Genomic DNA, 22,764 nt, shown 5'->3' with positions numbered 1-22,764 from the left:
GTGGACAAAAATAAGTGCGAGCCATGAGTATAACTACCAATCTCATATTTTCAATAGTTATGGGCTATTGAAAGTATTGGAGCTTGCTATGTTTGCGATCGGCTCCGCGCTGTTGTTCGGCAGGCCGCAATACGAACGTGTATCACCATCACACGCATGCAGACCGGTGCAGCATGGGATTGCTTGCAAGGGCTCGCCAGCCCCTCTCACAATCGGTGCTTTCAGAACAAGGAAAAGAACATGAAGGGCGACCCCAAGGTCATCGAACATCTGCAGGCGCAGCTCAAGAACGAGCTCACTGCCATCAACCAGTACTTCCTGCACTACCGCATGCTCAAGCACTGGGGCCTGGACAAGCTGGCCAAGAAGGAATACGAGGAATCGATCGGCGAAATGAAGCACGCCGACAAGCTGATGGACCGCATCTTCATGCTCGACGGCCTGCCGAACCTGCAGGACCTGGGCAAGCTGAACATCGGCGAGGACGTGCCCGAACTGCTGAGCTGCGACCTGGGCGCCGAAACCGGTGCGCAAGCCACCATCAAGGACGGCATCGCCTACTGCGAGACGGTGCGCGACTACGTTTCGCGCGACCTGCTGCAGGAGATCCTGGACGACACGGAAGAACACATCGACTTCCTCGAAACCCAGATCGACCTGATCGACAAGGTCGGCGTGCAGAACTATCTGCAATCGCAGATGGGCGAGATCAGCTGATCCGGCAAGGCCGCAGCGACGTAGTTCTCAATCGACGTCGCCCGGCTCCGGCGGGCGCTTGTGCCCGCTGAGCATGGCGGCCGCCAGGTTTTCCCGGTGCCGCCAGCTCGTGAAGGCAACACCGGCCAGATGCAGGGCAATCAGTGCCACCAGCGTCCAGGCCAGGCTGCGGTGGAGCCATTCCACCCAGGCCAATCCCCAGAACATGTCGAGCGAGTACATCCAGCCCGTCACGCCCACCGCCGCCACCGTGGCAAGCAGGGCGACGGCCATCCAGCCGCCCAGCGGGTTGTGGCCCAGATAGCGCCTTTCGCGCCGGGCCAGCACCTCGGCCGCGTAGCGCCGCACCTGCGCGGGAGACCGGACGAACTGCCGGAACCTCGCATGGCGCCCGCCCCACCAGCCCCCGATGCAGCGGCCGGCGATCAGGGCCAGCGCTGCGTAGCCCGCCAGTTCATGCAGCCGCAGCAATGCCTCGCCGCTGAACCATGCCACGGCAATGGCCGCGACCAGGGCCCAGTGCATTGCGCGCAGCCAAAGCCCCCAGACCTGCACCGGCGGACGTCCGGGAACCGCACGCACCGCGCGCCTCCTCAGGACGGCTGCTTCACCTGCCCGACCTTCTCGAAGGTCTTGGGATCGAAGAAGGCCTCGGCGCGCTGGCCCTTCTCGTCGAAGCCGTAGACCTCGTAGCAGCCATTGAAGTCCTTGACCTGGCGAACCTTCCAGCCTTCGCTGGTCAGCTTGCGTTGCAGCTCCATCTGCGGGCGCATCTCCGCCTTGGGAACCGGCGCACACTTGACCGCGTCGTGATCGACGAACTGGGCGGAGGCCGGCGCAGCCCAGAGGACCGCGGTGGCGGCGGCGGCGACGGTGAAAAGAAGCGACTTGTTCATGAATGATCTCCTGGCGTTGCAGGCGCCGCGCCGCGGCTCAGACGTCGAGCCACATGCGCAGCAGGTTGTGGTACGTGCTCGTGAGGCCGATCACGCCGGAATCGGTCTCGCCATATTGGCTGCGAAGATGGCGCAGGTGGTTGTCCATCTCGAACAGCAGGCGGCGCTGCTCGTCGCTGCGCACCATGCTCTGGATCCAGAAATAGCTCGCGGTGCGGTAGCCCCGCGTCACCGGCAGCACCCGGTGAACACTGGTGCCTGGATACAGCACCATGTCTCCGGCCGGCAGCTTGACGCGCTGCACGCCGAAGGTGTCCTCGATCACGAGTTCGCCGCCGTCGTATTCGTCGGGCTCGGCCAGGAACAGGGTGCACGAGATGTCGGTGCGCACCCGGCCCGAGCCGTCGCGCAGGAAACGGACGGCACTGTCCACATGGTTGCCGAAGCTGTTGGACGCACCGCCGTAGCGGTTGAACAGCGGCGGCGAAATCTGCTTGGGCAGCGCGGCCGAGAAGAAAAGCTGGTGCCGCTCCAGGCCGCGCAGCAGCAGTTGCTGCAGCGCGCGGGTTTCTTCGCAGTCTTCCCTCAACTGTTCGTTGTTCTTCGCATGCGCCGACTGGCTGCCGGCGGTGATCCGGCCGTCGCCCCAGGGGGCGTCGGCGAGGATCCCCCGGGCCTCGCGCAGCTCCTCGGAGGTGAGCACCTGTTTGATGTGCAGCAGCATGGTCCCGAGGATAGTCCGATCAGAAGCGCACGCCGACCGTGCCGAGCACCTGGCGCTTGGCGCCCAGGATGGCAAAGCCCGGATACAGCTGATCGCCGTAGGCCTTGTTGCTGAGGTTGTTGATGTTGATCTGCGCGTACACGTCCGGCGTGAACTTGTATTCGAGCATTGCATCGGCCACGACATAGCCCGGCACGCGGGCGGTCGCCGACGCGGCGCCGGTGGTGCCCGTCAGCGGCCGGTTCTCGGTCGCGCCATGCGCGCCCAGTGCGACGCGCAGCTTCGGCGTTGCCTGGTAGCTGACCCAGACCGCACCCGACTGCTTGGGCGTGAGACCCACGCGCTGGCCGACCGAGGCCTGCGCCGCAGCCGCGCTGCCGGCCTGGTCGATCTTGGCGACCGGCATCCAGGTGTACGAAGCGTAGACCTCCCACTGCCGGCCCAGGCGGCCGACCACGTCGAGTTCGACGCCTGCGGTGTGCCGCTTGCCCGAGAGCGTGTAGGCCGAGCCGGCAAAGTCGGCATCGGTGGTGCGCTCGTTGTACTTCTCGGTGCGGAAAATCGCGCCGCGCGTGGAGAGCGCGCCGTCCAGCCAGTCGAGCTTGGCACCCACTTCGAGGTTGCGGCTCTTCTCGGGCGGCGTGTTGGCGTTCTGCGGCGTGACGTACTGGTAGGTGTCGGCCGAGGTGTTGAACGAGGTGCCGTACGACACGTAGTACGACTGGGAATCGGAGGGCTGGTACATCACGCCGCCGCGGTAGCTCCACGGCGAGTTCGACAAATGCGTGCTGGTGACGCTCAGCGGCGTGCTGCTCACTGCGCCAGTGCGGTAGTTCAGCTGCTCGAAGTCACCCTTGAAGCTGTCGTAGCGAATGCCGCCGAGCACCTTCCAGTGCGGCGCGACCTGGACCAGGTCCTGCACGTAGAGGCCGTAGGCCTTCGCGTCGTAGTTGCTCGAATTGCGCCATTGCGGCGACAGGCCGGTGCCGACCAGGCCAGCTCCGTCGTCGGGCGTACCGACGCGCGTGGGCGGACGGATGCCGAGCGTGCTGCCGTTGTTCTGGAAGCGAACGGCCTCCTCCTTCGAGGCATCGATGCCGGCCAGCAGCTCATGCTTCACGCCGAGCGCATCGAAGGCCAGGCTGTAGTCGCTCTGCGCGTAGGTGCCCTTGTAGCGGTCCTTGCGCGGCGTGAGGCTGCTGCGCGTGAGGAATGTCGACGGATCGAGCGCCATGACCGCCCGGGTGCCGGCCGGGCAGGTTCCAGCCGCCGTGGGAAGCGCGCCGCAGGCGCCCACCGCCGTGCTCCATTGCGCCCGCTCGAACACGCCGCTGCGCAACTGGGTGCGCAGTTCGCCGCCGTTGGCGAACCTGTGCTTCCATGCGCCGTGCACGTAGTTCGCCTCGCCGTCGACGAAGTCCGCCGAGGTGCCGTAGAAGTTGCCGGGCTTGACCGGCGCCAGGCTGCCGTTGACGTAGCGCACGGCCGACATCGGCACGTTGTTGTTCTTCAGGTGGAACAGGCCCACGGTGAATTCGTCCGCGGTCCCCAGGCCCCAGCTGTACGAGGGTGCGATGCCGTACTTGTCGATCTTCGCGCCGCCGTTGTCGGCCTTGTTGTACATCGCGTTGATGCGCAGTGCCGAGGTCTCGCCGGTGCGCACGTTGAAATCGGCGGTGGTGCGAAAGTAGCCGCCACTGCCCAGCGTACCCACGACGTCGGTCTGGTCGGCCAGCAGCGGCCTCTTGCTCACCTGGTTCACGACGCCGCCCGTGGAGCCGCGGCCGAAGAGCATGGAGGCCGAGCCGCGCATCACTTCGACGCGGTCGAGGTTGAAGGTGTCACGGTCGTACTGCGAGGGGTCGCGCATGCCGTCGATCATCAGGTCGCCGGTGCTGGCGATCGGGAAGCCGCGCAGCCGGATGTCCTGGTCGGTGCCGTTCTCGGTCGCGGCAAAGGTGATGCCCGCCGAATAGTGCAAGGCGTCCTTCAGCGTGTCGAGCTTGACGTCGTCGATCAGCTTTTCGGTGATGACGTTGATCGATTGCGGAATGTCGCGGATGTCCTGCGTTCCCTTGCCGATGTTGGTTTTCCTGGTCTGGACCTGGTCCTTGCCCTGGACTTCGGCCTGCTCGGTCACCGTCACGGTTCCAAGCGTGCCGCCCTGCACCGGGGCTTCAGGCGTCTGCGCCCAACTGCTGACAGAGGCGGCCAGCATCAATGCGCCGAAAGGCAGCATCGCTGCTTCGCGCGGCACGCCGGTCGCCGCAGGCGTGCAAGACATGGGATGCGGCGCACGAGCGCGCCGACGGGCAGCATTGGACAAGAGAACCTCCCGAAAAGCCAAACGGCTGGTTTGAATGGCTGGCTGGGCCGGTGCTTCACCGGTGGTGGCTTGCCGAAATTTGGCTGGAGTGTAGGGCGAAGGTAGTCTGAATCATTCGCACTTAGATTCTCGTGTTGCGAAAATGCTACTTTTTCCCAACGAATACCGAAGACTTCTTTGAGGGATAGTTATTGAAAATGCGAGGGATTCGTATTTATAATCGGCCGAACCCTAACCAGCCAGCCACTGCCGCTTTCACCACCATGATCGTTTGCGTCTGCCGCCGAGTCTCCGACCGCGAAATCGCACGTCACGTGCGGGCGGGCATGACTTTCGACGAAGTCCAATTCGAACTTGGCGTGGCCACCCAGTGTGGCCAGTGTGAAGGCTGTGCGCGCGATATCGTCGCGCAGTGCAGCGCCTCCCACCCGGTCGCCGCGTTGAACCGCGAATCGGGAACGAGTGCGATCCAGCTTGCCACCTCCATCTCGGAAAGCAAGGCATGGAACTCTTCTCGGCACTCGGCGGCAGCCTGATCCTCGTTGCAGGCTCGGTCTGGTGGATCTTTCGTAAGTAAACAGTAGTCGTAGCGGTTTTGCTGCAATCGAGGCACGCTCCGTGGGTGCCCGCATTCGAATTGGTTGATCGTGTCTGACCGCTTTGCCCCTCCCCCCTCCGTACTGGGCCTCTCGCGCAATGCACTCATTGCCGGGGGCGTGATCCTGTTTCATGCAGCCGCGCTGTGGGCGCTGCAAAGCGGCCTGCTGCGCCGCGCTGCCGAAGTGGTGATCCCCGTTGAAATCCTGAGCCAGTTCGTCGAGCCGCCCAAGCCGGCCGAACCGCCGCCTCCTCCTCCACCGCCGCCGCCTCCGCAGCGCAAGCCCGAAGCGGTCAAGCCGCCGCCGCGGCCGGTGGCCATCCGCGAGCCGAAGCCCACACCCGCGCCCAGCGCGCCGGTCGGCGTGCCCGAGCCTCCGCCGCCCGCGCCCGTTGCGGAAGCTCCCGCTCCCACGCCGCCCGCGCCCCCCGCTCCGCCGCCGGCGCCGCCTGCACCACGGACGATCGAAATCTCGGAAGGGCAGACGCGCTACGTCCGCGAACCCAAGCTCGTGTATCCCAGCATGAGCAGGCGCCTGGGCGAGTCGGGCACCACTGTGGTCTCGATCTATTTCGACAGCGAAGGCTTTGCCAAGCGCGTCGAGCTCTTCAAGTCCAGCGGATTCGAGCGGCTCGACGAAGCGGCGCTCAGCGCCGCCCGCACCGCCCAGGTCACGCCCTTCAGGCAAACAGGAGGCAACGCACAGACCACCTACCTGCTGCGGGCTCCCTTCTCATTCAAACTGAACTAATCTTTCTCTGGAGCAACTTCGTATGGATTCCCAATTCGGCTTGATGAACGTCTGGAACCAGGGCGATTTCGTCACCAAGGCCGTCGCGCTGCTGCTGATCGGCATGTCGCTTGCGTCGTGGATCGTGATCATCATCAAGGCGCTCGACGTCATCAAATACAAGCGCCTTGCCAAGCATTCGCAGGACTTCTGGCATAGCGAAGACTTCGCCACCGCGCTCAACAAGCTCGGCAAGGACGACAGCAACCCGTTCCGCGCCCTGGCACTCGAAGGCCGCGAAGCGGCCGCGCACCACCGCAACACCAAGGCCCACCTTCACGATGCACTGGATGTCAGCGACTGGATCACGCGCGCGCTGCGCAACGGCATCGATGCGTTCACCGCGCGCCTTCAGACGGGCCTCGCCATCCTGGCGTCGGTCGGTTCGACGGCACCGTTCATCGGCCTGTTCGGCACCGTCTGGGGCATCTACCACGCGCTCATGAGCATCAGTACGGCCGGCCAGGCCACCATCGACAAGGTGGCGGGCCCGATCGGCGAAGCACTGATCATGACGGCGCTGGGCCTTGCGGTGGCCATTCCGGCGGTGCTGGGCTACAACGCGCTGGTGCGCGGCAACAAGTTTGTTCTCACCAAGCTCAACAGCTTTGCCCATGACCTGCACGCCTACTTCGTGACGGGTGCGCGCGTGCAAAGCGGCGGCGGCGACGCCATCGTGGTTCCGCTCAAGAAGGGCTGAGATCATGGCTTTCGGAACCCAGGACGAGCCCGATGAGGTGATGAACGAGATCAACATGACGCCGCTGGTCGACGTCATGCTGGTGCTGCTGATCATCTTCATCATCACGGTGCCGGTGATGAAGCACGCAGTCAACATCGACCTGCCCCGCGCCACCAGCGAACCCGAGCAGCCCAAGCCGCAGAACATCCTGTTCAGCATCACGGCCGACGGCAGCTACTACTGGAACGAGCAGAAGATCGACGACGCCGAAGTGCCCGCCCGCCTCGCCGCCGAGGCCGCCAAGGATCCGCAGCCCGAGCTGCACATCCGCGGCGACAAGGAAGTGCGCTACGAGCGCGTGGCCAAGGCGATGTCGAAGGCGCGGGAAGCCGGCGTGCGCAAGATCGGCTTCGTTACCGAGCCCGACGCGAAATAAGTCACTGACCGGCTTTAAAAAAGTTGATCGCGGCGATTGACTTTTTATTGCGAATCATTATCATTCACTCATCGCTTCGATAAGGGAATTTCAGATGCAAGCCAAACCGAACGCCTTTTCTGTTCTGAGCCATCCTTCGCTCGACCAATCGGGTGGCGGACATGCGTCCATCCAGGCACCGCGCCCGGCGCCCATGGTCGAAAGCACGGAGCTTCTGAAAGGAAGCAAGACCGTGGGCATCATGCACAACGGTTCCCTCTACAGGCTACAGGCCACCAAACTCGGCAAGCTGATTCTTACCAAGTAAGACTCAGCCCGCCCTTCGCGCAAGTTTCATCGTGGGGCGACTTGAGGAGATTCATCTCCGAGGGTCGTTTTTTGCTAGCCAACGGTTCGCCGACTAGCCAAGCTTTTTTTCACGCTGGATATCCAACAAAAACGCCGACTCGAAGTCGGCGTTTTGCTTTGGCGCTATCGAAAGCTCAAAGACCGAGGGCTGCAATGCCTGCCTTGGCAATCTGGGCGTCCTCGTTCGACTTCACGCCGCTCACGCCGACGGCGCCGATCACCTGGCCGTCCTTCACGATGGGCACGCCGCCCTCGAGCAGGCCCTGAACCGCGGGCGCCGTGAGGAACGCGCTGCGGCCGCCGTTGATGATGTCTTCGTAGACCTTGCTCTCGCGGCGGCCCATGGCTGCGGTGTGCGCCTTGGCGGGCGCGATGTGGGACGACAGTGCCGCGGCGCCATCCAGGCGCTGGAGCCACAGCAGGTTGCCGGCATCGTCGGAGATGGCGATGGTCACGGCCCAGTTGTTCTTGAGGGCCTCGGCTTCGGCAGCGGCGGCAATGGCCTTGACATCGGCGAGTTCGAGGAAGGACTTGGTCTTCATGGTGAGAATCAGGTTGCGTAAAACCCGACAGCATAACGGCCAACAGTGCCCTGGGCACCCTTGCGCTTAGGACCATCGTCCATACGGTCTTTGTGCCGCCCCCCTCTTGCAGCCCCCTAGAATGCGCCCAACTGCGTGATTGCAGCAACCAAAGGAGCTACGGCCATGAACGACCGCGTTACCACCCTCGACACTTCCGCCGGCTACGGCCAGGCGCTGCCGCAGGCTGAGCGCCAACGCGTCCTGCGCAATACCTACTGGCTGCTGGCGCTGAGCATGCTGCCCACCGTGCTGGGCGCCTGGATCGGCGTTGCCACCGGCATCACGAGCTCGCTCACGGGCGGCCTGGGCCTCATGGTTTTCCTCGGCGGCGCCTTCGGCTTCATGTTCGCCATCGAGAAAACCAAGAACTCGGCCGCCGGCGTGTCGGTGCTGCTGGGCTTCACCTTCTTCATGGGCCTGATGCTGTCGCGGCTGATCGCGATGGTGCTGGGTTTCAAGAACGGTTCCGAGCTCATCATGACGGCGTTCGGCGGCACCGCCGGCGTTTTCTTCGTGATGGCATCGCTGGCCACGGTGATCAAGCGCGACCTGTCCGGCATGGGCAAGTGGCTCTTCGTCGGCGCCATGGTGCTGATGGTGGGTGTCATCATCAACGTCTTCGTCGGCTCGAGCGCCGGCATGATGGCCATCTCGGTGGCGGCCATCGGCATCTTCTCGGCCTTCATGCTCTATGACCTGAAGCAGATCATGGATGGCGGCGAAACCAACTACATCAGCGCCACGCTCGCGCTCTACCTTGACCTGTTCAACGTGTTCCAGAGCCTGCTGGCCCTGCTGGGCATCGCCGGCGGCGAACGCGACTGAGCGAACAGCGAACAAGGCGTCGTGTGCGCCAATGAAAAAGGGCCCCGAGGGGCCTTTTTTCATGCCAGGTCGAACACCGCAATCGACTCGACGTGCGCCGTGTGCGGGAACATGTTGATCACCCCCGCGAACGTGCAGCGGTAGCCGGCCTGGTGCACCAGCAGGCCGGCGTCCCGCGCCAGGGTGGACGGGTTGCAGCTCACGTAGACGATGCGCTTGGGCGGTGTCCAGCCATCGGTTCGAAGCTCGGGCTGCAGGTGCAGGTCGGCCATGGCCTTGGCCAGCGCGAAGGCGCCTTCGCGCGGCGGGTCGACCAGCCACTTGTCGGCGCTGCCATCGGCCACCAGCATGGCGGGGGTCATTTCGAAGAGGTTGCGGGCCACGAACCGCGTCGCCGACAGCGCCCGCCTGGCGGAGGTGGCGGGCTGGTTCTTGCTGAAGTTGTCGCTTGCGCGCGCGACCAGGGTGTCGCTGCCCTCGATGCCCAGGACCTCGCGCGCACGGCTGGCCAGCGGCAGGGTGAAGTTGCCCAGGCCGCAGAACCAGTCGATCACGCGCTCGTGCGGCTGCACGTCGAGCAGGCGCAGCGCCTTTCCTACGAGGGCGCGGTTGATGTGGGGATTGACCTGCGTGAAATCGGTGGGCTTGAACGGCATCGTCACACCGAACTGGGGCAGCTCGTAGGACAGCGGCATGCCGCCTTCTTCGAGCAGCTTCACGGTGTCCGGCCCCTTGGCCTGCAGCCACCACTGGACGCCGGCGTTCTGCGCCGCAAAAGCCTTCAGGCGGCCGATGTCCGCATTGGAGAGCGGCTCCAGGTGCCTCAGCACCAAGGCGATCGTGCCGAGCGAGGTGGTGCCGGGCGCATCGCCGCAGGCGAGCTCGATCTGCGGGCAGGTCTCGCGGGCGTCCAGCGAGCCGATCAATGCGCGCAACGGCATCAGCATGTCGCTGACCTGCTTGGGCAGCACAGGGCATACCTGCATGTCGGCGAGGTACCGGCTCTTGCGCTCGTGGAAGCCGATCAGCACCGTGCCCTTCTTGACCACATGGCGCACCGAGAGCCGGGCGCGGTAGCGGTAGTGCCAGGCCGGCCCTTCCAGCGGCCGCAGCACGTTGTCGGGCCGCACCTTGCCGAGGTGCCACAGGTTGTCCTCGAGGGCGCGCTGCTTCACCGCAACCTGCGCCGCCTCGTCCAGGTGCTGCATCTTGCAGCCGCCGCAGGCACCGGTGTGCAAGCCGAAATGCGGGCAGCCGGGCCGCACCCGCTGCGACGATTCGCGCCGGATGGCCGTGACCGTGCCCTGCTCCCAGTTGTTCTTGCGGCGATGAACGTTGAACTGCACTTCCTCGAAAGGCAGGGCCCCTTCGATGAACACGACCATGCCTTCGGCGTTGTGCGCCACGCCTTGGGCGTCGAGGTCGAGCGACTCGACCTTGAGCCATTCGCCCGCTGCGGTGGCCGGGGTTTTCGCGGGGACTTTCTTTTCTTCGATGGATTCCGTCATCCCCCGATTGTCTCAGCGCCGGCCCTGCCCCTCCGCAGCCGCGGCAAGCCGCCGCTAGAACAAGGCGTCGCGCCCCACGCCCGAGCGGATCAGCTGGCGCCGCATCTTGGCCAGCGCCTCGTTCTGGATCTGCCTTACGCGCTCGCGCGTGAGCCCGAGGCGCACGCTCAGCACCTCGAGCGTCTCGGGCTCGCGGTCGTGCAGGCCGTAGCGGCCCTCCAGCACCTCGCGCTCGCGAGCATCCAGTGCGTGGACCCATTGATCGAGCAGGCGCGCGACCTCGTGGGTGTGCGTGACGTCGGTCGGGTCGCTCTGCTCGTCCTCCGACGCCACGGTGTCGGCCAGGGTGAAGCCTTCGTCTCCGTGCGCGTCGCCGGCATCCAGCGAGCGCGGCGCCTCGGCCAGCGCCAGCAGTTCCGCGACCGCCTGCACCTCCAGTCCCAGAAATGCGGCGACGTCCTCCACGCGCACGCCGTCGGGCCGATGCGCCAGGAACTCGGCATCGCCTTCGAGCGTGCGGCGGGCCCGCAGCACCTGCTGCAGCTCGCGCACCACATGCACCGGCAGGCGGATCGCACGCGCCTGGGTCAGTACGGCGCGCTCGACCGACTGGCGGATCCACCAGGTTGCATAGGTGGAAAAACGAAAGCCCCGCTCGGGCTCGAACTTGGTGATGGCGTGCATCAGGCCGAGATTGCCTTCCTCGATGAGATCGGAAAGCGGTACGCCCCGGCCCAGATAGGCCTTGGCGATGTTCACAACCAGCCTCAGGTTGTGCTCGATCATCGATTGCCGCGCGGCAAAGTCGCCGGCGCGCGCGGCGCATGCGGCCTGGTATTCCTCTTCGGGCGTGAACAGTTCGGTACGCCGCACCTGGCGCAGGTAGATCGTCAGGGCATCGGCGCCCTCGCCGCCGGGCAAATCGGTTGTTGCGGCAATCAGGTCTGCAGCAGGTGCCGCAGGCGAGCCCTGCGAGCCGCTCTCTACGGCCCTGCCCCGGCCCACCGGCCGACGCACGGGCAGTGCGCGACGGGGGCTGGAAGCGGCCATGGCATCACCGGCTCGGCAAGTAGCGCGCCGGGTCGACGGGCTTGCCCTGGCGGCGGATTTCGAAATGCAGCTTGACCCGGTCGGCGTCGCTGTTGCCCATCTCGGCGATCTTCTGGCCCTTTTGCACCGACTGGTCTTCCTTCACGAGCAGCGTCTGGTTGTGCGCGTAGGCCGTGAGGTAGGTGTTGTTGTGCTTCAGGATGATCAGGTTGCCATAGCCGCGCAAACCGGCGCCGGCATAGACCACGCGGCCATCGGCCGCTGCAAGGACGGCGTCGCCCGCCTTGCCGCCGATGTCGAAGCCCTTGTTCTTGGCGTCGTCGAAGCCCGCGAGCAGCGTGCCGTGCGCCGGCCAGATCCAGCCGAGGTCTTCGTCGCCCGAGCTTGCTGCGGGCGCCGACGGCGACGCCGTCACTGGCGGCTTGCCGACCGCAGCGCTGGCGGGCGCCGCAGGCACCACCGCCGACGGCGGCGCGACGGGCTTGGTCACCACGCCCTCGGAAGAGGAAGACGCTGGCGCGGTTGCAACGGCGGTGCCCGGTCCCACCGGCGGCACCACGCGCAGCACCTGTCCGACTTCGATCAGGTCGGGATTTTCAAGATTGTTCCAGCGGACGATGTTCTGCCAGCTCTGGCCGGTTTCGTTGCCGATGCGGCGGATCGTGTCGCCGGGCCGCACGGCGTAATAGCCCGGCTTGCCATAGTTCTCGATGCCTGGAAGCGGCTTGCCCGACGCGTCGGTGGTGATGAGCGGGCCACCGGGTGCCGCATTGGGCGCACGCGTCATCGTGCCCCGGTCTTCGACCGGTGCCGGCCCTCGCGGTGCGGCGCAGCCCGCGATCACGAGCACAACGGCCAACGTGATACCAGCGCACCAACTCCGATTGCCAAAACCCTGCATTTGTTGTTCCTTCAAGCGATGCCCGATTTTAGGGGGACAAAGTGAACCGCCTCAAGAATGCGGCGCTCGAGTCCACGGGCGGTTTTATCGATGACGACGAGCGCCTGCCCGCCGCCTGCCGAGTGCGTGGGCGCCACGATGCGTCCGCCGACGGCGAGTTGTTCGATCCAGGCCTGCGGCACTGCCTCGCCGCCTGCCGCGGCGATGATGCCGGCATAGGGCGCACCCTTGGCATAGCCGACCATGCCGTCGCCCAGCATCAGGTGAACCGTGGCCAGCCGGAAATGCCGCAGGTTGGCGCGCGCGCGCTCGTGCAGTCCGCGCAGGCGCTCGATGCTGTAGACCTCCGTGGCCACGTGGTTCAGCACTGCGGCCTGGTAGCCGCAGCCAGTGCCGATTTCCAGCACGCGGCCGAGACGGTCCTGCGGCTTGCCGGCCAGTGCGGGCGCGCCCAGCAGGAGCTCGATCATGCGGGCCACCACGCTCGGCTTGGAGATGGTCTGGCCCAGCCCGATCGGCAGGCTCGTGTCTTCATAGGCCTGGTTGACCAGCGCGCTGTCGACGAAGCGATGCCGCTCGACCGCGCTCAGCGCGCGCAGCACGCGCGCATCGGCAATGCCCTGGGCGGCGAGCTTCTGCACCATGCGCGCCCGCACGGCGTCGGAGGCCATCGAAGGCGTGGCAGGCACCATCGGCTTGGCAGGCACGGCGGGCAGGCGCCCGCGCGTGGCGGCCGAGGCGGTGGGTGTCAGGCGAACCGGGAATCCAGGCCGTTGCGTGGCCATGCTCAATTACCGAGACGGGCAACCGTCTCGCGCCATTGGCCCAGGTTGGCATGGTCGGTCAGGTCGATCTGCAGCGGCGTCAGCGCAATGTGGCCGGCAGCGGTGGCATGGAAGTCGGTGCCCTCGCCGCTGTCCTTGGCGCCACCGGCACCTGCAATCCAGTACATCGTCTCGCCCCGCGGGCTTTCCTGTGTGATGACCTTCTCCGCGGAATGGCGCCGGCCCAGCCGGCAAACCTGGATCGGCTTGAGCTCCTCGAGCGGCCGGTTCGGAACGTTCACGTTGAGCAGGAAGGCGCCGCCATCCAGCATGCGCTCGCGTTCGATCTGCTGCACCAGGCGCCGGGCCACCTGCGCAGCCGCGTCGACATGCGCCCAGCCCTTCTCGATCTGCGAGAACGCGATGGCCGGAATGCCGAACAGATAGGCCTCCATGGCCGCACCCACGGTGCCGGAGTAGATGGTGTCGTCGCCCATGTTGGCGCCGTTGTTGATGCCGGAGACCACCAGGTCGGGCCGGTAGCCGAGCAGCCCCTTGAGCGCGATGTGAACGCAATCGGCCGGCGTGCCCGTCACGTAGCGAAAACCGTTGTGCGCCTTGTGCACGTAGAGCGGCGCCGCCAGCGTGAGGGCATTGGACTTGGCGCTGTTGTTGTGCTCGGGTGCAACCACCTCGACGTCCGCGATGTCTTTCAATGCGTCGTGCAATGCGACGATGCCCGGCGCCTGAAAACCATCGTCGTTGGAAATAAGTATCTTCATGGTGCTTTTCAGTGCCCGGATTGTAGGCGCCGCGTGCGTCGCAGCAGGGACAACGGCGCCCTGCCGCGCCCCCTATCATCGCCTCGCATCATTGCCCACACACGACTGATTCAAAGGAGACCCGAGCATGCACGCATGGCTTTGCGAAAACCCCACCGGCGTCGATGCGCTGACCTGGAAGGAACTGCCGACGCCGGCGCCGGGTCCGGGCCAGGTGCTGATCGAGATCAGGGCAGCCAGCCTCAACTTCCCCGATCTGCTGATCGTGCAGAACAAATACCAGATCAAGCCGCCGCTGCCCTTCGTGCCCGGTTCGGAATACGCCGGCGTCGTCCAGGCGGTGGGCGAAGGCGTCACCCATCTGAAGGTCGGCCAGAACGTAGCCTGCCTTTCGGGCACGGGCGGGTTCGCAACCCACACGCTGGCACCGGCGGCGCTGTGCATGCCGCTGCCCGAAGGCTTCGGCCATGTCGACGCGGCGGCGTTCATCATGATCTATGCCACCTCGTGGCATGCGCTGATGGACCGCGCGCAGCTCAAGGCCGGTGAAACCGTGCTCGTGCTCGGCGCGGCAGGCGGCGTGGGCACCGCCGCCATTCAAATCGCAAAGGCGGCAGGCGCCAAAGTGATTGCGGCGGCTTCTACCGACGAGAAATGCGAACTCTGCCGCTCCATTGGCGCCGACGCCACCATCAACTACACCACGCATGCGCTTCCAGGCGGCTTTCGCGATGCCATCAAGGCCGCGACCGACGGCAAAGGCCCCGACGTCATTTACGACCCGGTGGGTGGTGATTTCGCCGAGCCTGCATTTCGCTCGATTGCATGGCGCGGACGCTATTTGGTGGTCGGCTTTGCCTCCGGGCCGATTCCGTCGCTGCCATTGAACCTCACGCTGTTGAAAGGCGCTTCCCTGGTCGGCGTGTTCTGGGGCGATTTCGCCAAGCGCGAGCCCAAGGCCAATGCACAAATGATGGCCGAATTGGCGCACTGGTACGGACAGGGAAAGATCAAGCCCGTGATCGACAGCACGATGCAGATGTCACAATTGAAAGCTGCCTATGCCCACATGGGATCGCGCGGCGTCAAAGGAAAACTCGTGATGGTGAACTGAGCGCTGCGGGTTTGCCCGGATTCGCACCCAATAAAAAAGCCCGCAGATGCGGGCTTTTTTATTGGCGGGTGGCCTGCTTCGGCGCTTACTTGATCTCGAACTCGGAAAGCGACTTGCCCGCGGCCAGTGCCTCGGTGACCCAACGCGGCTTGCGGCCGCGGCCGCCAGACCAGGTTTCTCCGGTCGGACCACGGTATTTGGCTGCTGCCTTGACCGCGGGAACCCCCGCGCTGCGCTTGACCGAACCGCCGCGTGCACTGAGTTTCAGGTCCGACGCAGTCAGGCCGTATTCAGCGATCTTCCGGCGCACATCTTCAATCACGCCCGCGCGCTCTTGGTTGCGAAGGTCTTCGGCCTGCTTGCGCAATTGCGCAATCTGCTCGTCGTACTTCTTGATCTGGGAATTGATATCGGCAAGGGTCGAAGCCATTGTTGGACTCCTGAAAATTGGAAACGGGGCGGATTTTAATTCAATTCCAATTTATTACAAGCAGGCCGTCGCGTGAAAATTGAGGACCCCGCGCCGGGTCTGCGGCAGCGCACAATGCAGCACGCACCGGTTTGGACGCTTTTTATCAAGCCAAAGGAAGAGTGCTGCGCCGGCCGCAGGAGCCGGAAATGACAACGCCGGGGCTGGCCCGGCGCTGTGTTCCCGCGGACGCTATTGCGCAATAGCAGTCGGGAAAGGTATTTTGGGGTGGCTGATGGGACTCGAACCCACGACGACCAGAATCACAATCTGGGACTCTACCAGCTGAGCTACAGCCACCGCAGAGCCTTCAATTGTAGCGGCAAAAACCCCGGTTTTCGCCACGGGGGCATGCGAACGGGCCCGAAATTCTTCTCAACCCGTGGCGAGGGGCCCGGCCGGGGCCGTCTTCTTGATCTTGATCGAGCCGTCCGGCCTTTCGCAGGTGCCGATCAGCAGGCCGCTCGCGAGCGCGTGCTCGCGCAGCGCGTCGAACACCTCGTCCCGCCCTGGCGCCGCGGAAAACGCGGGCGTGTCGTCGAGCGCAAACAGTTGAAAGGCGTAGCGGTGCGCGCCGTGCCCCGGAGGCGGATCGGGAGGCAGCCAGGCGGCCTGCAGCCCGGAATTGCGCCCGACGCGCAAACCGGCGGCGCCGGCGTTGTCCCGGCTCGGAATGGCCGCCTCGTCGAGCTTGCCCTCGGCCGGCTGCAGCCCGACGACGATCGCATGCACGAGCGGATTCGGCGTGGGTGAATCGGCATCCTCGACCACCAGCACCAGCGATTCGGTGCCCGCCGGAAGCCCGGTCCACTGCAGCGGCGGCGACAAGCCCTCGCCATCGGCCGTATAGCGCGACGGCAAGGGCGCGTGGTCCGCGAAAGCAACGCTGCTCAAGGCGATCGACGCCATCCCCTGCCGCATGCCGAGCGTATTGAAGACGATCTTGTCCAGCCCCGCGCGCATTCCCTGCAGCGCGTGGCCGATGACTTCAGGCAGTTTTTCCAGCATGGTCCCGGTATAGCGCTGCGCCGCGAAGCACCCTGTAGGACGCAGCGGCAACCACGACATGGCCGTCTGCGCCAAAGTTCTCGGACTCGAGCCCGATGTGATCGAGCCGGCTTCGGCGATCGCGCTGCTCCGCTATCATGAGCGCCGCTTGCTTCGACGGTTCGCGCTTTTCGCCGTGACCGCCACTTTCCAATTCACCGCCAAAGGAATTTCTTCATGAGCATCGTCTGGACCATCCTGATCGGGTTCATCGTGGGTCTCGTGGCGCGGGCCGTCAAGCCGGGCGACGATTCCGCGGGCTTCATCGTGACCACGCTGATCGGCGTGGCGGGTTCCCTGATCGTGACCTATGTCGGCCAGGCACTCGGCTGGTACACCGCGGGCCAGGGGGCGGGCTTCATTGCCTCGGTGCTCGGCGCGATCGTGCTGCTGATCCTGTACGGCCTGATCAAGCGCAAGAGCTGATCCGGCCGGCAGTGCGGATCGATGCCGCGCAAACCACGGGCGAAGCACCACGTCTACGTGGTCGAACTCGATGACCGCGTCTGGAACCATGGCCGGTTCAGGCGCGCCAATCCCGACTACCAGCTCGGCAAGCCCTTCGTCTACGTCGGAATGACGGGGCTCGACCCCGACATCCGCTTCGACAAGCACAAGGCCGGCATCCAGGCCAACAGCTTCGTCCAGGCCTTCGGCCTCAGGCTGCTGCCCGCGCTCTACGAACGCTACAACCCGATGAGCTACGAGGACGCGCGCTCGATGGAGGTCGAGCTCGGCATCGCGCTGCGCAAGAGCGGCTACGGCGTCTGGCAGGCCTGATGCAGCCGCTGCTGCAGACGCTCAGGCGTAGGTCACCCAGCCTTCGTAGGCCGGAGCGTCCAGGTGCGGCAGCGTGTTGTAGGTGACGAGCATGTGCCGCTTGGGCGTGAAGGCAAACTCCGTCACCGCGGTGTTCCGGATGCGCAGGTTCAGTTCGATCGTCGTCTCGGCGCTCGTGCCCAGCACATGGCCCACGGCCGTGCTGATCGGTCCGCCGCTCGACACCACCAGCACCTTGGCGCCGTGGTGGCGGCCGCGCACATGGTCGAGCGCCGTCGTCACGCCCGCCAGGAAGTCGACATAGCTCGGCATGCCGGCGGGCTGGGTCCGGCCCTGCATCCAGGCGCCGAGGCCGTCGCGCAAGAGGCGGAAGTGGTGGCGGTACATCTCGGGCGAGTCGGGCTTCTCGAGCTTGCCTTCGTGGATGGTGGCGATGACCGCCTCGCTGTCGTACTCGTTGAGCCCGGGCCACGCCAGCACATCGTCGCGCTTCAGCCCGAGCCCCTCGGCAATGCCTTCCCACGTCTGGCGATGGCGCTTCAGGGTGCCGGTGATCACGGCATCGAAATGCATGCCGCGCTCCCGCCAGTATTCGCCAAGGCGCACGGACTGCCTGTGTCCGAGCTCGCTCAGCTTGTCATAGTCGGCGGCGCCGAAACTGGCTTGGCCGTGGCGCACGAGATAGAGGGTTCCCATGCACGGGATTCTGGCGACAAGCGCACCTTGCGCTTGTCCCACGTGCGACGAAATACGTGGTCGCGTCCCGGCAACTGAGCCGGAGGCGACACGGCGCGCAACAAGCCCGGGTCAGCGGGCCATCGGCAGCGTCTCCGCCGGCTTCGGCACGAGGATCTCGGCCTTGAAGCGTTCCTTCAGCAGGTTGTAGTACGCAACTTCTTCCGCCGCAGCCACCGACTGGCCGACCTGCGCGTTCTCCTGCTGCGTTTGTTCGGGCGCCGACGGCGTGCGCGGAACCACCTTGGTCACGCGGACCACTGCGTAGCCTTGCGTGCCCAGGTCCACGCCCACCAGCGCGGGCAGCTTGGACGCATCGGCGCGCAATGCGGCATCGATGACGGCAAGGGGCTGGGCCTGCGCTTCGCGGCGCGACACCGTGACCGGTGCGCCGAAGGTGGCGCCGTCGGCCTTGGCGGTCCAGGCGGCGAGCTTGGCTTCGCCCTCGGCCTTGGCCATGACCGCGGCGCGCTCGGTGATGAGCTGCGCACGGATCTTGTCCTTGACCTCGGCCAGCGGCATCGGATGCGCGGGCGTGTACTGCGTCACGCGGCCCGCCGCGAGCTGGTTGGAGCCGACTTCGATGGCTTCGGTGTTCTGCTTGCGGTCCAGCGAATCGGCCGCGAACAGCGCGTTCAGGAAATTGCGGTTCGCGAGCACGCCGGCGGCGCCCGGCGGCGGCGTGCGCGAGACGTTGCTGGCCGTCTGGATCGTGAGCTTCAGCTTTTCCGCCGCGGGCTTGAGGCTGTCGGGCTGCTGGTAGACCGCATCGGTGAAGGTTTCGGCGGCCTTCGCGAATTCCTGCGTCGCCTGCTGCGAACGGACTTCGTTCTCGATGGTGGCGCGCACCTGCTCGAACGGCGGCACCACGGCCGGCTTGATGTCGGCGAGGCGGATGATGTGGTAGCCGAACTCGGTTTCGACCACGTCGCTGATGTCGCCCTTCTTGAGTGCGAACAGCGCATCCTCGAAAGGCTTGACCATTGCGCCGCGCGTCACGAAGTCGAGGTCGCCGCCCTTCTCCGCCGATCCGGGATCCTGCGAATTCTTGCGCGCGACGTCGGCGAAGGTGGCGGGCGCCTTCTTCACTTCGGCAAGCAATTGCTCCGCCTTGGCCTTGGCCTTGGCGCGGTCGGCTGCCGGTGCGCTGGCCGGCGCGGTGATCAGGATGTGGCTTGCGCGGCGCTCTTCCTTGGTGCCGAAGCGCGCCGTGTTCTGCTCGTAGTAGGTCTTGAGGTCGGCCTCGTTCACCGAGATGTTCTTCTTGGCGGCTTCGAGGTCGAGCACCAGGTACTCGATGCTGGCCTGCTCGGGCGCCTGGAACTGCGCGGTGTGGGCCTTGTAGTAGGCCTCCACGTCGGCATCGCTCACGGTCACCTTGGACGCGAAGCTCTCGGGGCTGAAGCGCGCGACCTGGATCTCGCGCCGGTCGTAGAAGGCGTTGATGGTTGCCGCAGCCAGCGCGGGCGGCGCGAAGGCCGTGCCCGTGATGCCCAGCAGCATCTGCTGCGTGGCCAGTTCGGCGCGCATCGACGCCTCGTACTGCTCCGGCGTGCGGCCGGTGACGCGCTGGAAGCTCTCGCGGTCGAACTTGCCGTCCGGCGTGCGGAAGGCCGCAAGGCCCGTGTCCTGCGCGAAGATGCGCGACAGCCGCTCTTCGGAGATGGTCACGTTCGACTTGGCCGCTGCCGCGGCGAGCACGCGGTCGCGCACCATGCGCTCCAGCGTGGCATAGCGCATCACGTCGGATTCGAGCAGCGTTGGATCGACGTTGGGCGACTGCTGGCGGATGCGGTCGGTCTCGAGGCGATGCTGCGCATCCCACTCGGGCCGGGTGATGTTCTGGCCATCGACCCGCGCAACCTTCACTTCGCCGCCGGAGCCCTGATAGCGCTCCACGCCAAAGAGGACGAACGAGGGAATGATCAGCAAGAACAAGAAAATCATGACGATCTTGTTGTACTTGCGGAAGAAATCAAACATGCTTGAACACTCTTTTGCGACGGATGTCGGGACGGCAATAAAAAAGGCGAACCTGTGTTCGCCTTTGCATCGGGTGGTGGTGGGTGCTGAGGGGCTCGAACCCCCGACCTACGCCTTGTAAGGGCGCCGCTCTACCAGCTGAGCTAAGCACCCCACCGGGAATACTCTCCGTAGTCTACGTCTTAGTTCAGCGCGTCTTTCAACGCCTTGCCCGGACGGAACTTCGGAATCTTGGCGGCCTTGATTTTAATCGCGTCGCCGGTGCGCGGATTGCGGCCGGTGCGGGCGGCCCTTTTTCCGACTGCGAAAGTGCCGAAACCGACCAGCGACACCGAGCCGCCTTTTTTGAGCGTGGTACGAATGGCGCCGATGGTGGATTCCAGCGCGCGGGTGGCGGCTGCCTTGGAAATATCGGCGTTCTTTGCGATGTGCTCAATCAGTTCGGTCTTGTTCACAAGGGCCCCTTGTAGAAGAAATAAAGTTGGTCGGCTTTCGTCAGCTGCGAGCTGGCCGCGAAATGACGCGGCTCGAAAAGCCTGGCAGGACTGACGCCTCGGCAGCGCGCTGCCAGCGAGGATTACAACCACTGGTCTGCAGGGTGTCAATACGACACGAGGCCGTGCAGAACAGCGGAGCGCGCGATTTTAGGGGCGTTTCTTGAAGACGAATTTCAAAGGGCCTCGGCAATGGCCTTGCCAAGGTCGCTGGTGCTCGCCTTGCCGCCGATGTCGGGCGTGCGCGGCGCTCCGCTTTGGGGCGCCAGCACCTTTTCGATGGTGGAAAGGATCGCGTCGTGCGCGTTCTTGTGGCCCAGGAACTCGAGCATCATCGCGCCGCACCAGATCTGTCCGATGGGGTTGGCGATGCCCTTGCCCGCGATGTCGGGCGCCGAGCCGTGCACCGGCTCGAACAGCGAGGGCGTGGTGCGCTCCGGGTTGAGGTTGGCGCTGGGCGCAATGCCGATGGTGCCGGTGCACGCAGGGCCGAGGTCGGACAGGATGTCGCCGAACAGGTTGCTGGCCACCACCACGTCGAAGAAGTCGGGCCGCTGCACGAAGTGGGCCGTGAGGATGTCGATGTGGAACTTGTCAAGCTTCACGCCCGGATAGTTCTTTGCCATTTCGGCCACGCGCTCGTCCCAGTACGGCATGGTGATGGAGATGCCGTTCGACTTGGTCGCGCTGGTCAGGTGCTTCTTGGGGCGCGATTGCGCAAGCTCGAACGCGAACTTGAGCACGCGGTCGACGCCCACGCGCGACATCACGGTTTCCTGCACGACGATCTCGCGCGGCGTGCCTTCGTACATGCGCCCGCCGATGCTCGAGTACTCGCCTTCGGTGTTCTCGCGCACGATGTACATGTCGATCTCGCCGGGCTCGCGCGGCGTGCCGTCGCGCCGCACCACGGGTGCCGTGATGCCGGGCATCAGGCGCGCGGGGCGCAGGTTGATGTACTGGTCGAACTCGCGGCGGAACAGGAGCAGCGAGCCCCAGAGCGAGACATGGTCGGCAATCTTCTCGGGCCAGCCGACCGCACCGAAGTAGATGGCATCATGGCCGCCGATCTGGTCCTTCCAGTTGTCGGGCAGCATCTTGCCGTGCTTCTCGCAGTAGTCCCAGCTCGAGAAGTCGAAGTGGTCGAACTTCAGGTCGATGCCGAACTTGCGCGCCGCGGCATCGACCACGCGCAGGCCTTCGGGCATGGTTTCCTTGCCGATGCCGTCGCCGGCGATGACTGCGATTCTGTGGGTGGTCATGGTCTGGTTCCTTCTTGCTGGAGAGGGGAAGTGAAAAACTGGAGCGCCTCGGCGAGCAGTTCGCCCGGGGCCTCCTCCGGTACGTAGTGGCCGCACGGCAAGGCGCGGCCCGAAACCTGGATGGCGCATTCGCGCCAGAGCGAGAGCACATCGAAGCAGCGGCCCACCGCGCCGTGCTCGCCCCAGAGCACGCGCAGCGGCTGCGCAAGCTTGCGGCCGGCGGCGATGTCGGCGCGGTCGTGCACCAGATCGATGGTGGCGGACGCGCGGTAGTCGCCGCAGATCGATTCGGCCGTGCCCGGAATGGCGGCGCAGCGCTCGTATTCGGCCAGCACCTCGGGCGCGAAGGGCGCGAGCCCCGCGTGGCGCCCGCCCATCACGCTGCGCACGTAGCGCACCGGGTCGGAGGCGATTAAGGCCTCGGGCAGCGGCGGCGGTTGGATCAGGAAGAACCAGTGCCAGTAGGCGCGCGCAAAGGCCTCGGTGGTGTTCTGGTACATCGAGAGCGTGGGCGCGATGTCCAGCAGCAGCATGCGCTCGACGGCCGCCGCATGGTCGGCGGCCAGCCGATGCGCGACACGCGCGCCGCGGTCGTGCGCCAGCACGCCGAAGCGCTCGAAGCCGTGATGGCGCATGGCGGCGAGTGCATCGAGCGCCATTTCGCGCTTGCTGTAGGCCACGTGGCCGGCATCGTCCGCGGGGCGGCCGGAGTCGCCATAGCCGCGCAGGTCCACCGTCACCACCGTGAATTGCTCGGCGAGCGCCGGCGCCACGCGATGCCAGATCAGGTGCGTCTGCGGATGCCCGTGCAAGAGCAGCAGGGGCGCGCCGCGCCCGCCGATGCGGCCATGCACGCGCACGCCGTTGCGCTCGATGTCGAATCTCGGAAAGTCGAAGAGAGAAGCAGTCACGCGGCGATTGTGCGTTGCGCTCCATCGATCATCAAGCA

General features: G+C 65.4%; 28 protein-coding genes and 2 tRNA genes. 11 read left to right on the top strand and 19 right to left on the bottom strand.

What is annotated here, in order from left to right; translation table 11 throughout:
• Positions 1–240: 240 nt before the first annotated feature.
• A complete protein-coding gene (bfr, locus tag AC1DSC_RS02855) occupies positions 241–717 on the top strand; it encodes a bacterioferritin (protein WP_012746953.1) in 477 nt (158 codons plus the stop codon).
• Positions 718–744: 27 nt separating this feature from the next.
• Here the strand turns inward: bfr and AC1DSC_RS02850 are convergent, their stop codons facing one another.
• From AC1DSC_RS02850 to AC1DSC_RS02835, 4 genes are read right to left on the bottom strand one after another with little or no spacing between them, the layout of a single operon-like run.
• Positions 745–1,299 carry a cytochrome b/b6 domain-containing protein gene (locus AC1DSC_RS02850; protein WP_012746952.1) on the bottom strand — a complete coding sequence of 185 codons (555 nt, stop codon included), beginning with the start codon at positions 1,297–1,299 and terminating at the stop codon, positions 745–747.
• 11 nt (positions 1,300–1,310) lie between these two features.
• Positions 1,311–1,613: a PepSY domain-containing protein gene (locus tag AC1DSC_RS02845; RefSeq protein WP_478131772.1), complete on the bottom strand. Its 303-nt coding sequence runs from the start codon at positions 1,611–1,613 to the stop codon at positions 1,311–1,313.
• 37 nt (positions 1,614–1,650) lie between these two features.
• Positions 1,651–2,337, bottom strand: a complete 687-nt coding sequence (locus AC1DSC_RS02840; RefSeq protein ID WP_018903005.1) for a Fe2+-dependent dioxygenase — start codon at positions 2,335–2,337, stop codon at positions 1,651–1,653.
• A gap of 19 nt (positions 2,338–2,356) precedes the next feature.
• Complete coding sequence (locus AC1DSC_RS02835) at positions 2,357–4,621, bottom strand: TonB-dependent receptor (RefSeq protein WP_436298292.1); 2,265 nt, start codon at positions 4,619–4,621, stop codon at positions 2,357–2,359.
• A gap of 305 nt (positions 4,622–4,926) precedes the next feature.
• On the opposite strand from AC1DSC_RS02835, the gene AC1DSC_RS02830 reads away from it, so the two are divergent.
• The 5 genes from AC1DSC_RS02830 to hemP all read left to right on the top strand — a co-directional run bounded on the left by AC1DSC_RS02830 (position 4,927) and on the right by hemP (position 7,476).
• The gene (locus AC1DSC_RS02830) at positions 4,927–5,199 is read left to right on the top strand and encodes a (2Fe-2S)-binding protein (RefSeq protein WP_018903007.1); all 273 of its coding nucleotides are present in this window, start codon (positions 4,927–4,929) and stop codon (positions 5,197–5,199) included.
• Positions 5,200–5,307: 108 nt separating this feature from the next.
• Positions 5,308–6,012: an energy transducer TonB gene (locus tag AC1DSC_RS02825; protein WP_027730042.1), complete on the top strand. Its 705-nt coding sequence runs from the start codon at positions 5,308–5,310 to the stop codon at positions 6,010–6,012.
• A 22-nt stretch (positions 6,013–6,034) separates the two neighbouring features.
• Positions 6,035–6,751 carry a MotA/TolQ/ExbB proton channel family protein gene (locus AC1DSC_RS02820; protein ID WP_012746947.1) on the top strand — a complete coding sequence of 239 codons (717 nt, stop codon included), beginning with the start codon at positions 6,035–6,037 and terminating at the stop codon, positions 6,749–6,751.
• A gap of 4 nt (positions 6,752–6,755) precedes the next feature.
• Positions 6,756–7,169, top strand: a complete 414-nt coding sequence (locus tag AC1DSC_RS02815; protein ID WP_436298291.1) for an ExbD/TolR family protein — start codon at positions 6,756–6,758, stop codon at positions 7,167–7,169.
• 94 nt (positions 7,170–7,263) lie between these two features.
• Complete coding sequence (gene hemP, locus AC1DSC_RS02810; RefSeq protein ID WP_018903010.1) at positions 7,264–7,476, top strand: hemin uptake protein HemP; 213 nt, start codon at positions 7,264–7,266, stop codon at positions 7,474–7,476.
• 175 nt (positions 7,477–7,651) lie between these two features.
• Here the strand turns inward: hemP and AC1DSC_RS02805 are convergent, their stop codons facing one another.
• Entirely contained in the window at positions 7,652–8,059 is a 408-nt protein-coding gene (locus tag AC1DSC_RS02805; protein WP_012746944.1) for a GlcG/HbpS family heme-binding protein, read from the bottom strand.
• A 165-nt stretch (positions 8,060–8,224) separates the two neighbouring features.
• Here AC1DSC_RS02805 and AC1DSC_RS02800 point away from each other — a divergent pair, with 165 nt between their 5' ends.
• Complete coding sequence (locus AC1DSC_RS02800) at positions 8,225–8,926, top strand: Bax inhibitor-1/YccA family protein (protein ID WP_436298290.1); 702 nt, start codon at positions 8,225–8,227, stop codon at positions 8,924–8,926.
• 59 nt (positions 8,927–8,985) lie between these two features.
• Here AC1DSC_RS02800 and rlmD read toward each other — a convergent pair whose 3' ends face one another.
• The 5 genes from rlmD to surE are packed head-to-tail and all read right to left on the bottom strand — an operon-like array spanning position 8,986 to position 13,931.
• Positions 8,986–10,434 (bottom strand): 23S rRNA (uracil(1939)-C(5))-methyltransferase RlmD, encoded by a 1,449-nt coding sequence (gene rlmD / locus AC1DSC_RS02795; RefSeq protein WP_018903011.1) that lies wholly within the window; start codon positions 10,432–10,434, stop codon positions 8,986–8,988.
• A 54-nt stretch (positions 10,435–10,488) separates the two neighbouring features.
• Positions 10,489–11,484 carry a sigma-70 family RNA polymerase sigma factor gene (locus AC1DSC_RS02790; protein WP_028256148.1) on the bottom strand — a complete coding sequence of 332 codons (996 nt, stop codon included), beginning with the start codon at positions 11,482–11,484 and terminating at the stop codon, positions 10,489–10,491.
• 4 nt (positions 11,485–11,488) lie between these two features.
• The gene (locus AC1DSC_RS02785) at positions 11,489–12,385 is read right to left on the bottom strand and encodes a peptidoglycan DD-metalloendopeptidase family protein (RefSeq protein ID WP_012746940.1); all 897 of its coding nucleotides are present in this window, start codon (positions 12,383–12,385) and stop codon (positions 11,489–11,491) included.
• A gap of 11 nt (positions 12,386–12,396) precedes the next feature.
• Complete coding sequence (locus AC1DSC_RS02780; protein ID WP_028256149.1) at positions 12,397–13,170, bottom strand: protein-L-isoaspartate(D-aspartate) O-methyltransferase; 774 nt, start codon at positions 13,168–13,170, stop codon at positions 12,397–12,399.
• Positions 13,171–13,172: 2 nt separating this feature from the next.
• Positions 13,173–13,931 carry a 5'/3'-nucleotidase SurE gene (gene surE, locus AC1DSC_RS02775; protein ID WP_018903013.1) on the bottom strand — a complete coding sequence of 253 codons (759 nt, stop codon included), beginning with the start codon at positions 13,929–13,931 and terminating at the stop codon, positions 13,173–13,175.
• A 127-nt stretch (positions 13,932–14,058) separates the two neighbouring features.
• On the opposite strand from surE, the gene AC1DSC_RS02770 reads away from it, so the two are divergent.
• Positions 14,059–15,045: an NADPH:quinone oxidoreductase family protein gene (locus tag AC1DSC_RS02770; protein ID WP_018903014.1), complete on the top strand. Its 987-nt coding sequence runs from the start codon at positions 14,059–14,061 to the stop codon at positions 15,043–15,045.
• Between the two features lie 85 nt (positions 15,046–15,130).
• On the opposite strand, the gene AC1DSC_RS02765 is transcribed toward AC1DSC_RS02770, so the two are convergent.
• From AC1DSC_RS02765 to AC1DSC_RS02755, 3 genes are all read right to left on the bottom strand, one after another.
• Positions 15,131–15,475, bottom strand: coding sequence for an H-NS histone family protein (locus AC1DSC_RS02765; protein ID WP_012746936.1), 345 nt, complete (start codon positions 15,473–15,475; stop codon positions 15,131–15,133).
• 263 nt (positions 15,476–15,738) lie between these two features.
• Positions 15,739–15,814, bottom strand: a tRNA-His gene (locus AC1DSC_RS02760).
• A 75-nt stretch (positions 15,815–15,889) separates the two neighbouring features.
• A complete protein-coding gene (locus AC1DSC_RS02755; RefSeq protein ID WP_062362158.1) occupies positions 15,890–16,522 on the bottom strand; it encodes a YbhB/YbcL family Raf kinase inhibitor-like protein in 633 nt (210 codons plus the stop codon).
• A gap of 58 nt (positions 16,523–16,580) precedes the next feature.
• Here AC1DSC_RS02755 and AC1DSC_RS02750 point away from each other — a divergent pair, with 58 nt between their 5' ends.
• From AC1DSC_RS02750 to AC1DSC_RS02740, 3 genes are read left to right on the top strand one after another with little or no spacing between them, the layout of a single operon-like run.
• Positions 16,581–16,742, top strand: a complete 162-nt coding sequence (locus tag AC1DSC_RS02750) for a hypothetical protein (protein ID WP_155247783.1) — start codon at positions 16,581–16,583, stop codon at positions 16,740–16,742.
• Positions 16,739–16,987, top strand: coding sequence for a GlsB/YeaQ/YmgE family stress response membrane protein (locus AC1DSC_RS02745; RefSeq protein ID WP_012746934.1), 249 nt, complete (start codon positions 16,739–16,741; stop codon positions 16,985–16,987). The genes AC1DSC_RS02750 and AC1DSC_RS02745 overlap by 4 nt, the downstream gene beginning before the upstream one ends.
• A gap of 21 nt (positions 16,988–17,008) precedes the next feature.
• Positions 17,009–17,341, top strand: a complete 333-nt coding sequence (locus AC1DSC_RS02740) for a hypothetical protein (RefSeq protein ID WP_012746933.1) — start codon at positions 17,009–17,011, stop codon at positions 17,339–17,341.
• Between the two features lie 21 nt (positions 17,342–17,362).
• On the opposite strand, the gene AC1DSC_RS02735 is transcribed toward AC1DSC_RS02740, so the two are convergent.
• From AC1DSC_RS02735 to AC1DSC_RS02710, 6 genes are all read right to left on the bottom strand, one after another.
• The gene (locus AC1DSC_RS02735; protein WP_028256152.1) at positions 17,363–18,037 is read right to left on the bottom strand and encodes a histidine phosphatase family protein; all 675 of its coding nucleotides are present in this window, start codon (positions 18,035–18,037) and stop codon (positions 17,363–17,365) included.
• Positions 18,038–18,148: 111 nt separating this feature from the next.
• Complete coding sequence (locus AC1DSC_RS02730; protein WP_028256153.1) at positions 18,149–20,059, bottom strand: SurA N-terminal domain-containing protein; 1,911 nt, start codon at positions 20,057–20,059, stop codon at positions 18,149–18,151.
• 77 nt (positions 20,060–20,136) lie between these two features.
• Positions 20,137–20,212, bottom strand: a tRNA-Val gene (locus AC1DSC_RS02725).
• 29 nt (positions 20,213–20,241) lie between these two features.
• Positions 20,242–20,514 (bottom strand): HU family DNA-binding protein, encoded by a 273-nt coding sequence (locus AC1DSC_RS02720; RefSeq protein WP_007830705.1) that lies wholly within the window; start codon positions 20,512–20,514, stop codon positions 20,242–20,244.
• A gap of 215 nt (positions 20,515–20,729) precedes the next feature.
• A complete protein-coding gene (locus tag AC1DSC_RS02715) occupies positions 20,730–21,815 on the bottom strand; it encodes a tartrate dehydrogenase (RefSeq protein ID WP_012746930.1) in 1,086 nt (361 codons plus the stop codon).
• Positions 21,812–22,726 (bottom strand): alpha/beta fold hydrolase, encoded by a 915-nt coding sequence (locus tag AC1DSC_RS02710; RefSeq protein WP_062362333.1) that lies wholly within the window; start codon positions 22,724–22,726, stop codon positions 21,812–21,814. Before AC1DSC_RS02710 ends, AC1DSC_RS02715 begins: the two co-directional genes overlap by 4 nt.
• Between the last annotated feature and the right edge of the window lie 38 nt (positions 22,727–22,764).

The organism is Variovorax sp. 01N425 (assembly GCF_056399465.1).
Note: the sequence above shows the minus strand (reverse complement) of the source record. Positions and strands in the feature narration are given on the sequence as shown.

Excerpts from the sequence above, each read along its gene's own strand:
- bfr (WP_012746953.1), top strand. The coding sequence starts at position 241 with ATGAAGGGCGACCCCAAGGTCATCGAACATCTGCAGGCGCAGCTCAAG.
- AC1DSC_RS02845 (WP_478131772.1), bottom strand. The coding sequence starts at position 1,613 with ATGAACAAGTCGCTTCTTTTCACCGTCGCCGCCGCCGCCACCGCGGTC.
- AC1DSC_RS02840 (WP_018903005.1), bottom strand. The coding sequence starts at position 2,337 with ATGCTGCTGCACATCAAACAGGTGCTCACCTCCGAGGAGCTGCGCGAG.
- AC1DSC_RS02835 (WP_436298292.1), bottom strand. The coding sequence starts at position 4,621 with ATGTCTTGCACGCCTGCGGCGACCGGCGTGCCGCGCGAAGCAGCGATG.
- AC1DSC_RS02830 (WP_018903007.1), top strand. The coding sequence starts at position 4,927 with ATGATCGTTTGCGTCTGCCGCCGAGTCTCCGACCGCGAAATCGCACGT.
- AC1DSC_RS02820 (WP_012746947.1), top strand. The coding sequence starts at position 6,035 with ATGGATTCCCAATTCGGCTTGATGAACGTCTGGAACCAGGGCGATTTC.
- AC1DSC_RS02815 (WP_436298291.1), top strand. The coding sequence starts at position 6,756 with ATGGCTTTCGGAACCCAGGACGAGCCCGATGAGGTGATGAACGAGATC.
- hemP (WP_018903010.1), top strand. The coding sequence starts at position 7,264 with ATGCAAGCCAAACCGAACGCCTTTTCTGTTCTGAGCCATCCTTCGCTC.
- AC1DSC_RS02805 (WP_012746944.1), bottom strand. The coding sequence starts at position 8,059 with ATGAAGACCAAGTCCTTCCTCGAACTCGCCGATGTCAAGGCCATTGCC.
- AC1DSC_RS02800 (WP_436298290.1), top strand. The coding sequence starts at position 8,225 with ATGAACGACCGCGTTACCACCCTCGACACTTCCGCCGGCTACGGCCAG.
- rlmD (WP_018903011.1), bottom strand. The coding sequence starts at position 10,434 with ATGACGGAATCCATCGAAGAAAAGAAAGTCCCCGCGAAAACCCCGGCC.
- AC1DSC_RS02790 (WP_028256148.1), bottom strand. The coding sequence starts at position 11,484 with ATGGCCGCTTCCAGCCCCCGTCGCGCACTGCCCGTGCGTCGGCCGGTG.
- AC1DSC_RS02785 (WP_012746940.1), bottom strand. The coding sequence starts at position 12,385 with ATGCAGGGTTTTGGCAATCGGAGTTGGTGCGCTGGTATCACGTTGGCC.
- AC1DSC_RS02780 (WP_028256149.1), bottom strand. The coding sequence starts at position 13,170 with ATGGCCACGCAACGGCCTGGATTCCCGGTTCGCCTGACACCCACCGCC.
- surE (WP_018903013.1), bottom strand. The coding sequence starts at position 13,931 with ATGAAGATACTTATTTCCAACGACGATGGTTTTCAGGCGCCGGGCATC.
- AC1DSC_RS02770 (WP_018903014.1), top strand. The coding sequence starts at position 14,059 with ATGCACGCATGGCTTTGCGAAAACCCCACCGGCGTCGATGCGCTGACC.
- AC1DSC_RS02765 (WP_012746936.1), bottom strand. The coding sequence starts at position 15,475 with ATGGCTTCGACCCTTGCCGATATCAATTCCCAGATCAAGAAGTACGAC.
- AC1DSC_RS02755 (WP_062362158.1), bottom strand. The coding sequence starts at position 16,522 with ATGCTGGAAAAACTGCCTGAAGTCATCGGCCACGCGCTGCAGGGAATG.
- AC1DSC_RS02750 (WP_155247783.1), top strand. The coding sequence starts at position 16,581 with ATGGCCGTCTGCGCCAAAGTTCTCGGACTCGAGCCCGATGTGATCGAG.
- AC1DSC_RS02745 (WP_012746934.1), top strand. The coding sequence starts at position 16,739 with ATGAGCATCGTCTGGACCATCCTGATCGGGTTCATCGTGGGTCTCGTG.
- AC1DSC_RS02740 (WP_012746933.1), top strand. The coding sequence starts at position 17,009 with ATGCCGCGCAAACCACGGGCGAAGCACCACGTCTACGTGGTCGAACTC.
- AC1DSC_RS02735 (WP_028256152.1), bottom strand. The coding sequence starts at position 18,037 with ATGGGAACCCTCTATCTCGTGCGCCACGGCCAAGCCAGTTTCGGCGCC.
- AC1DSC_RS02730 (WP_028256153.1), bottom strand. The coding sequence starts at position 20,059 with ATGTTTGATTTCTTCCGCAAGTACAACAAGATCGTCATGATTTTCTTG.
- AC1DSC_RS02715 (WP_012746930.1), bottom strand. The coding sequence starts at position 21,815 with ATGACCACCCACAGAATCGCAGTCATCGCCGGCGACGGCATCGGCAAG.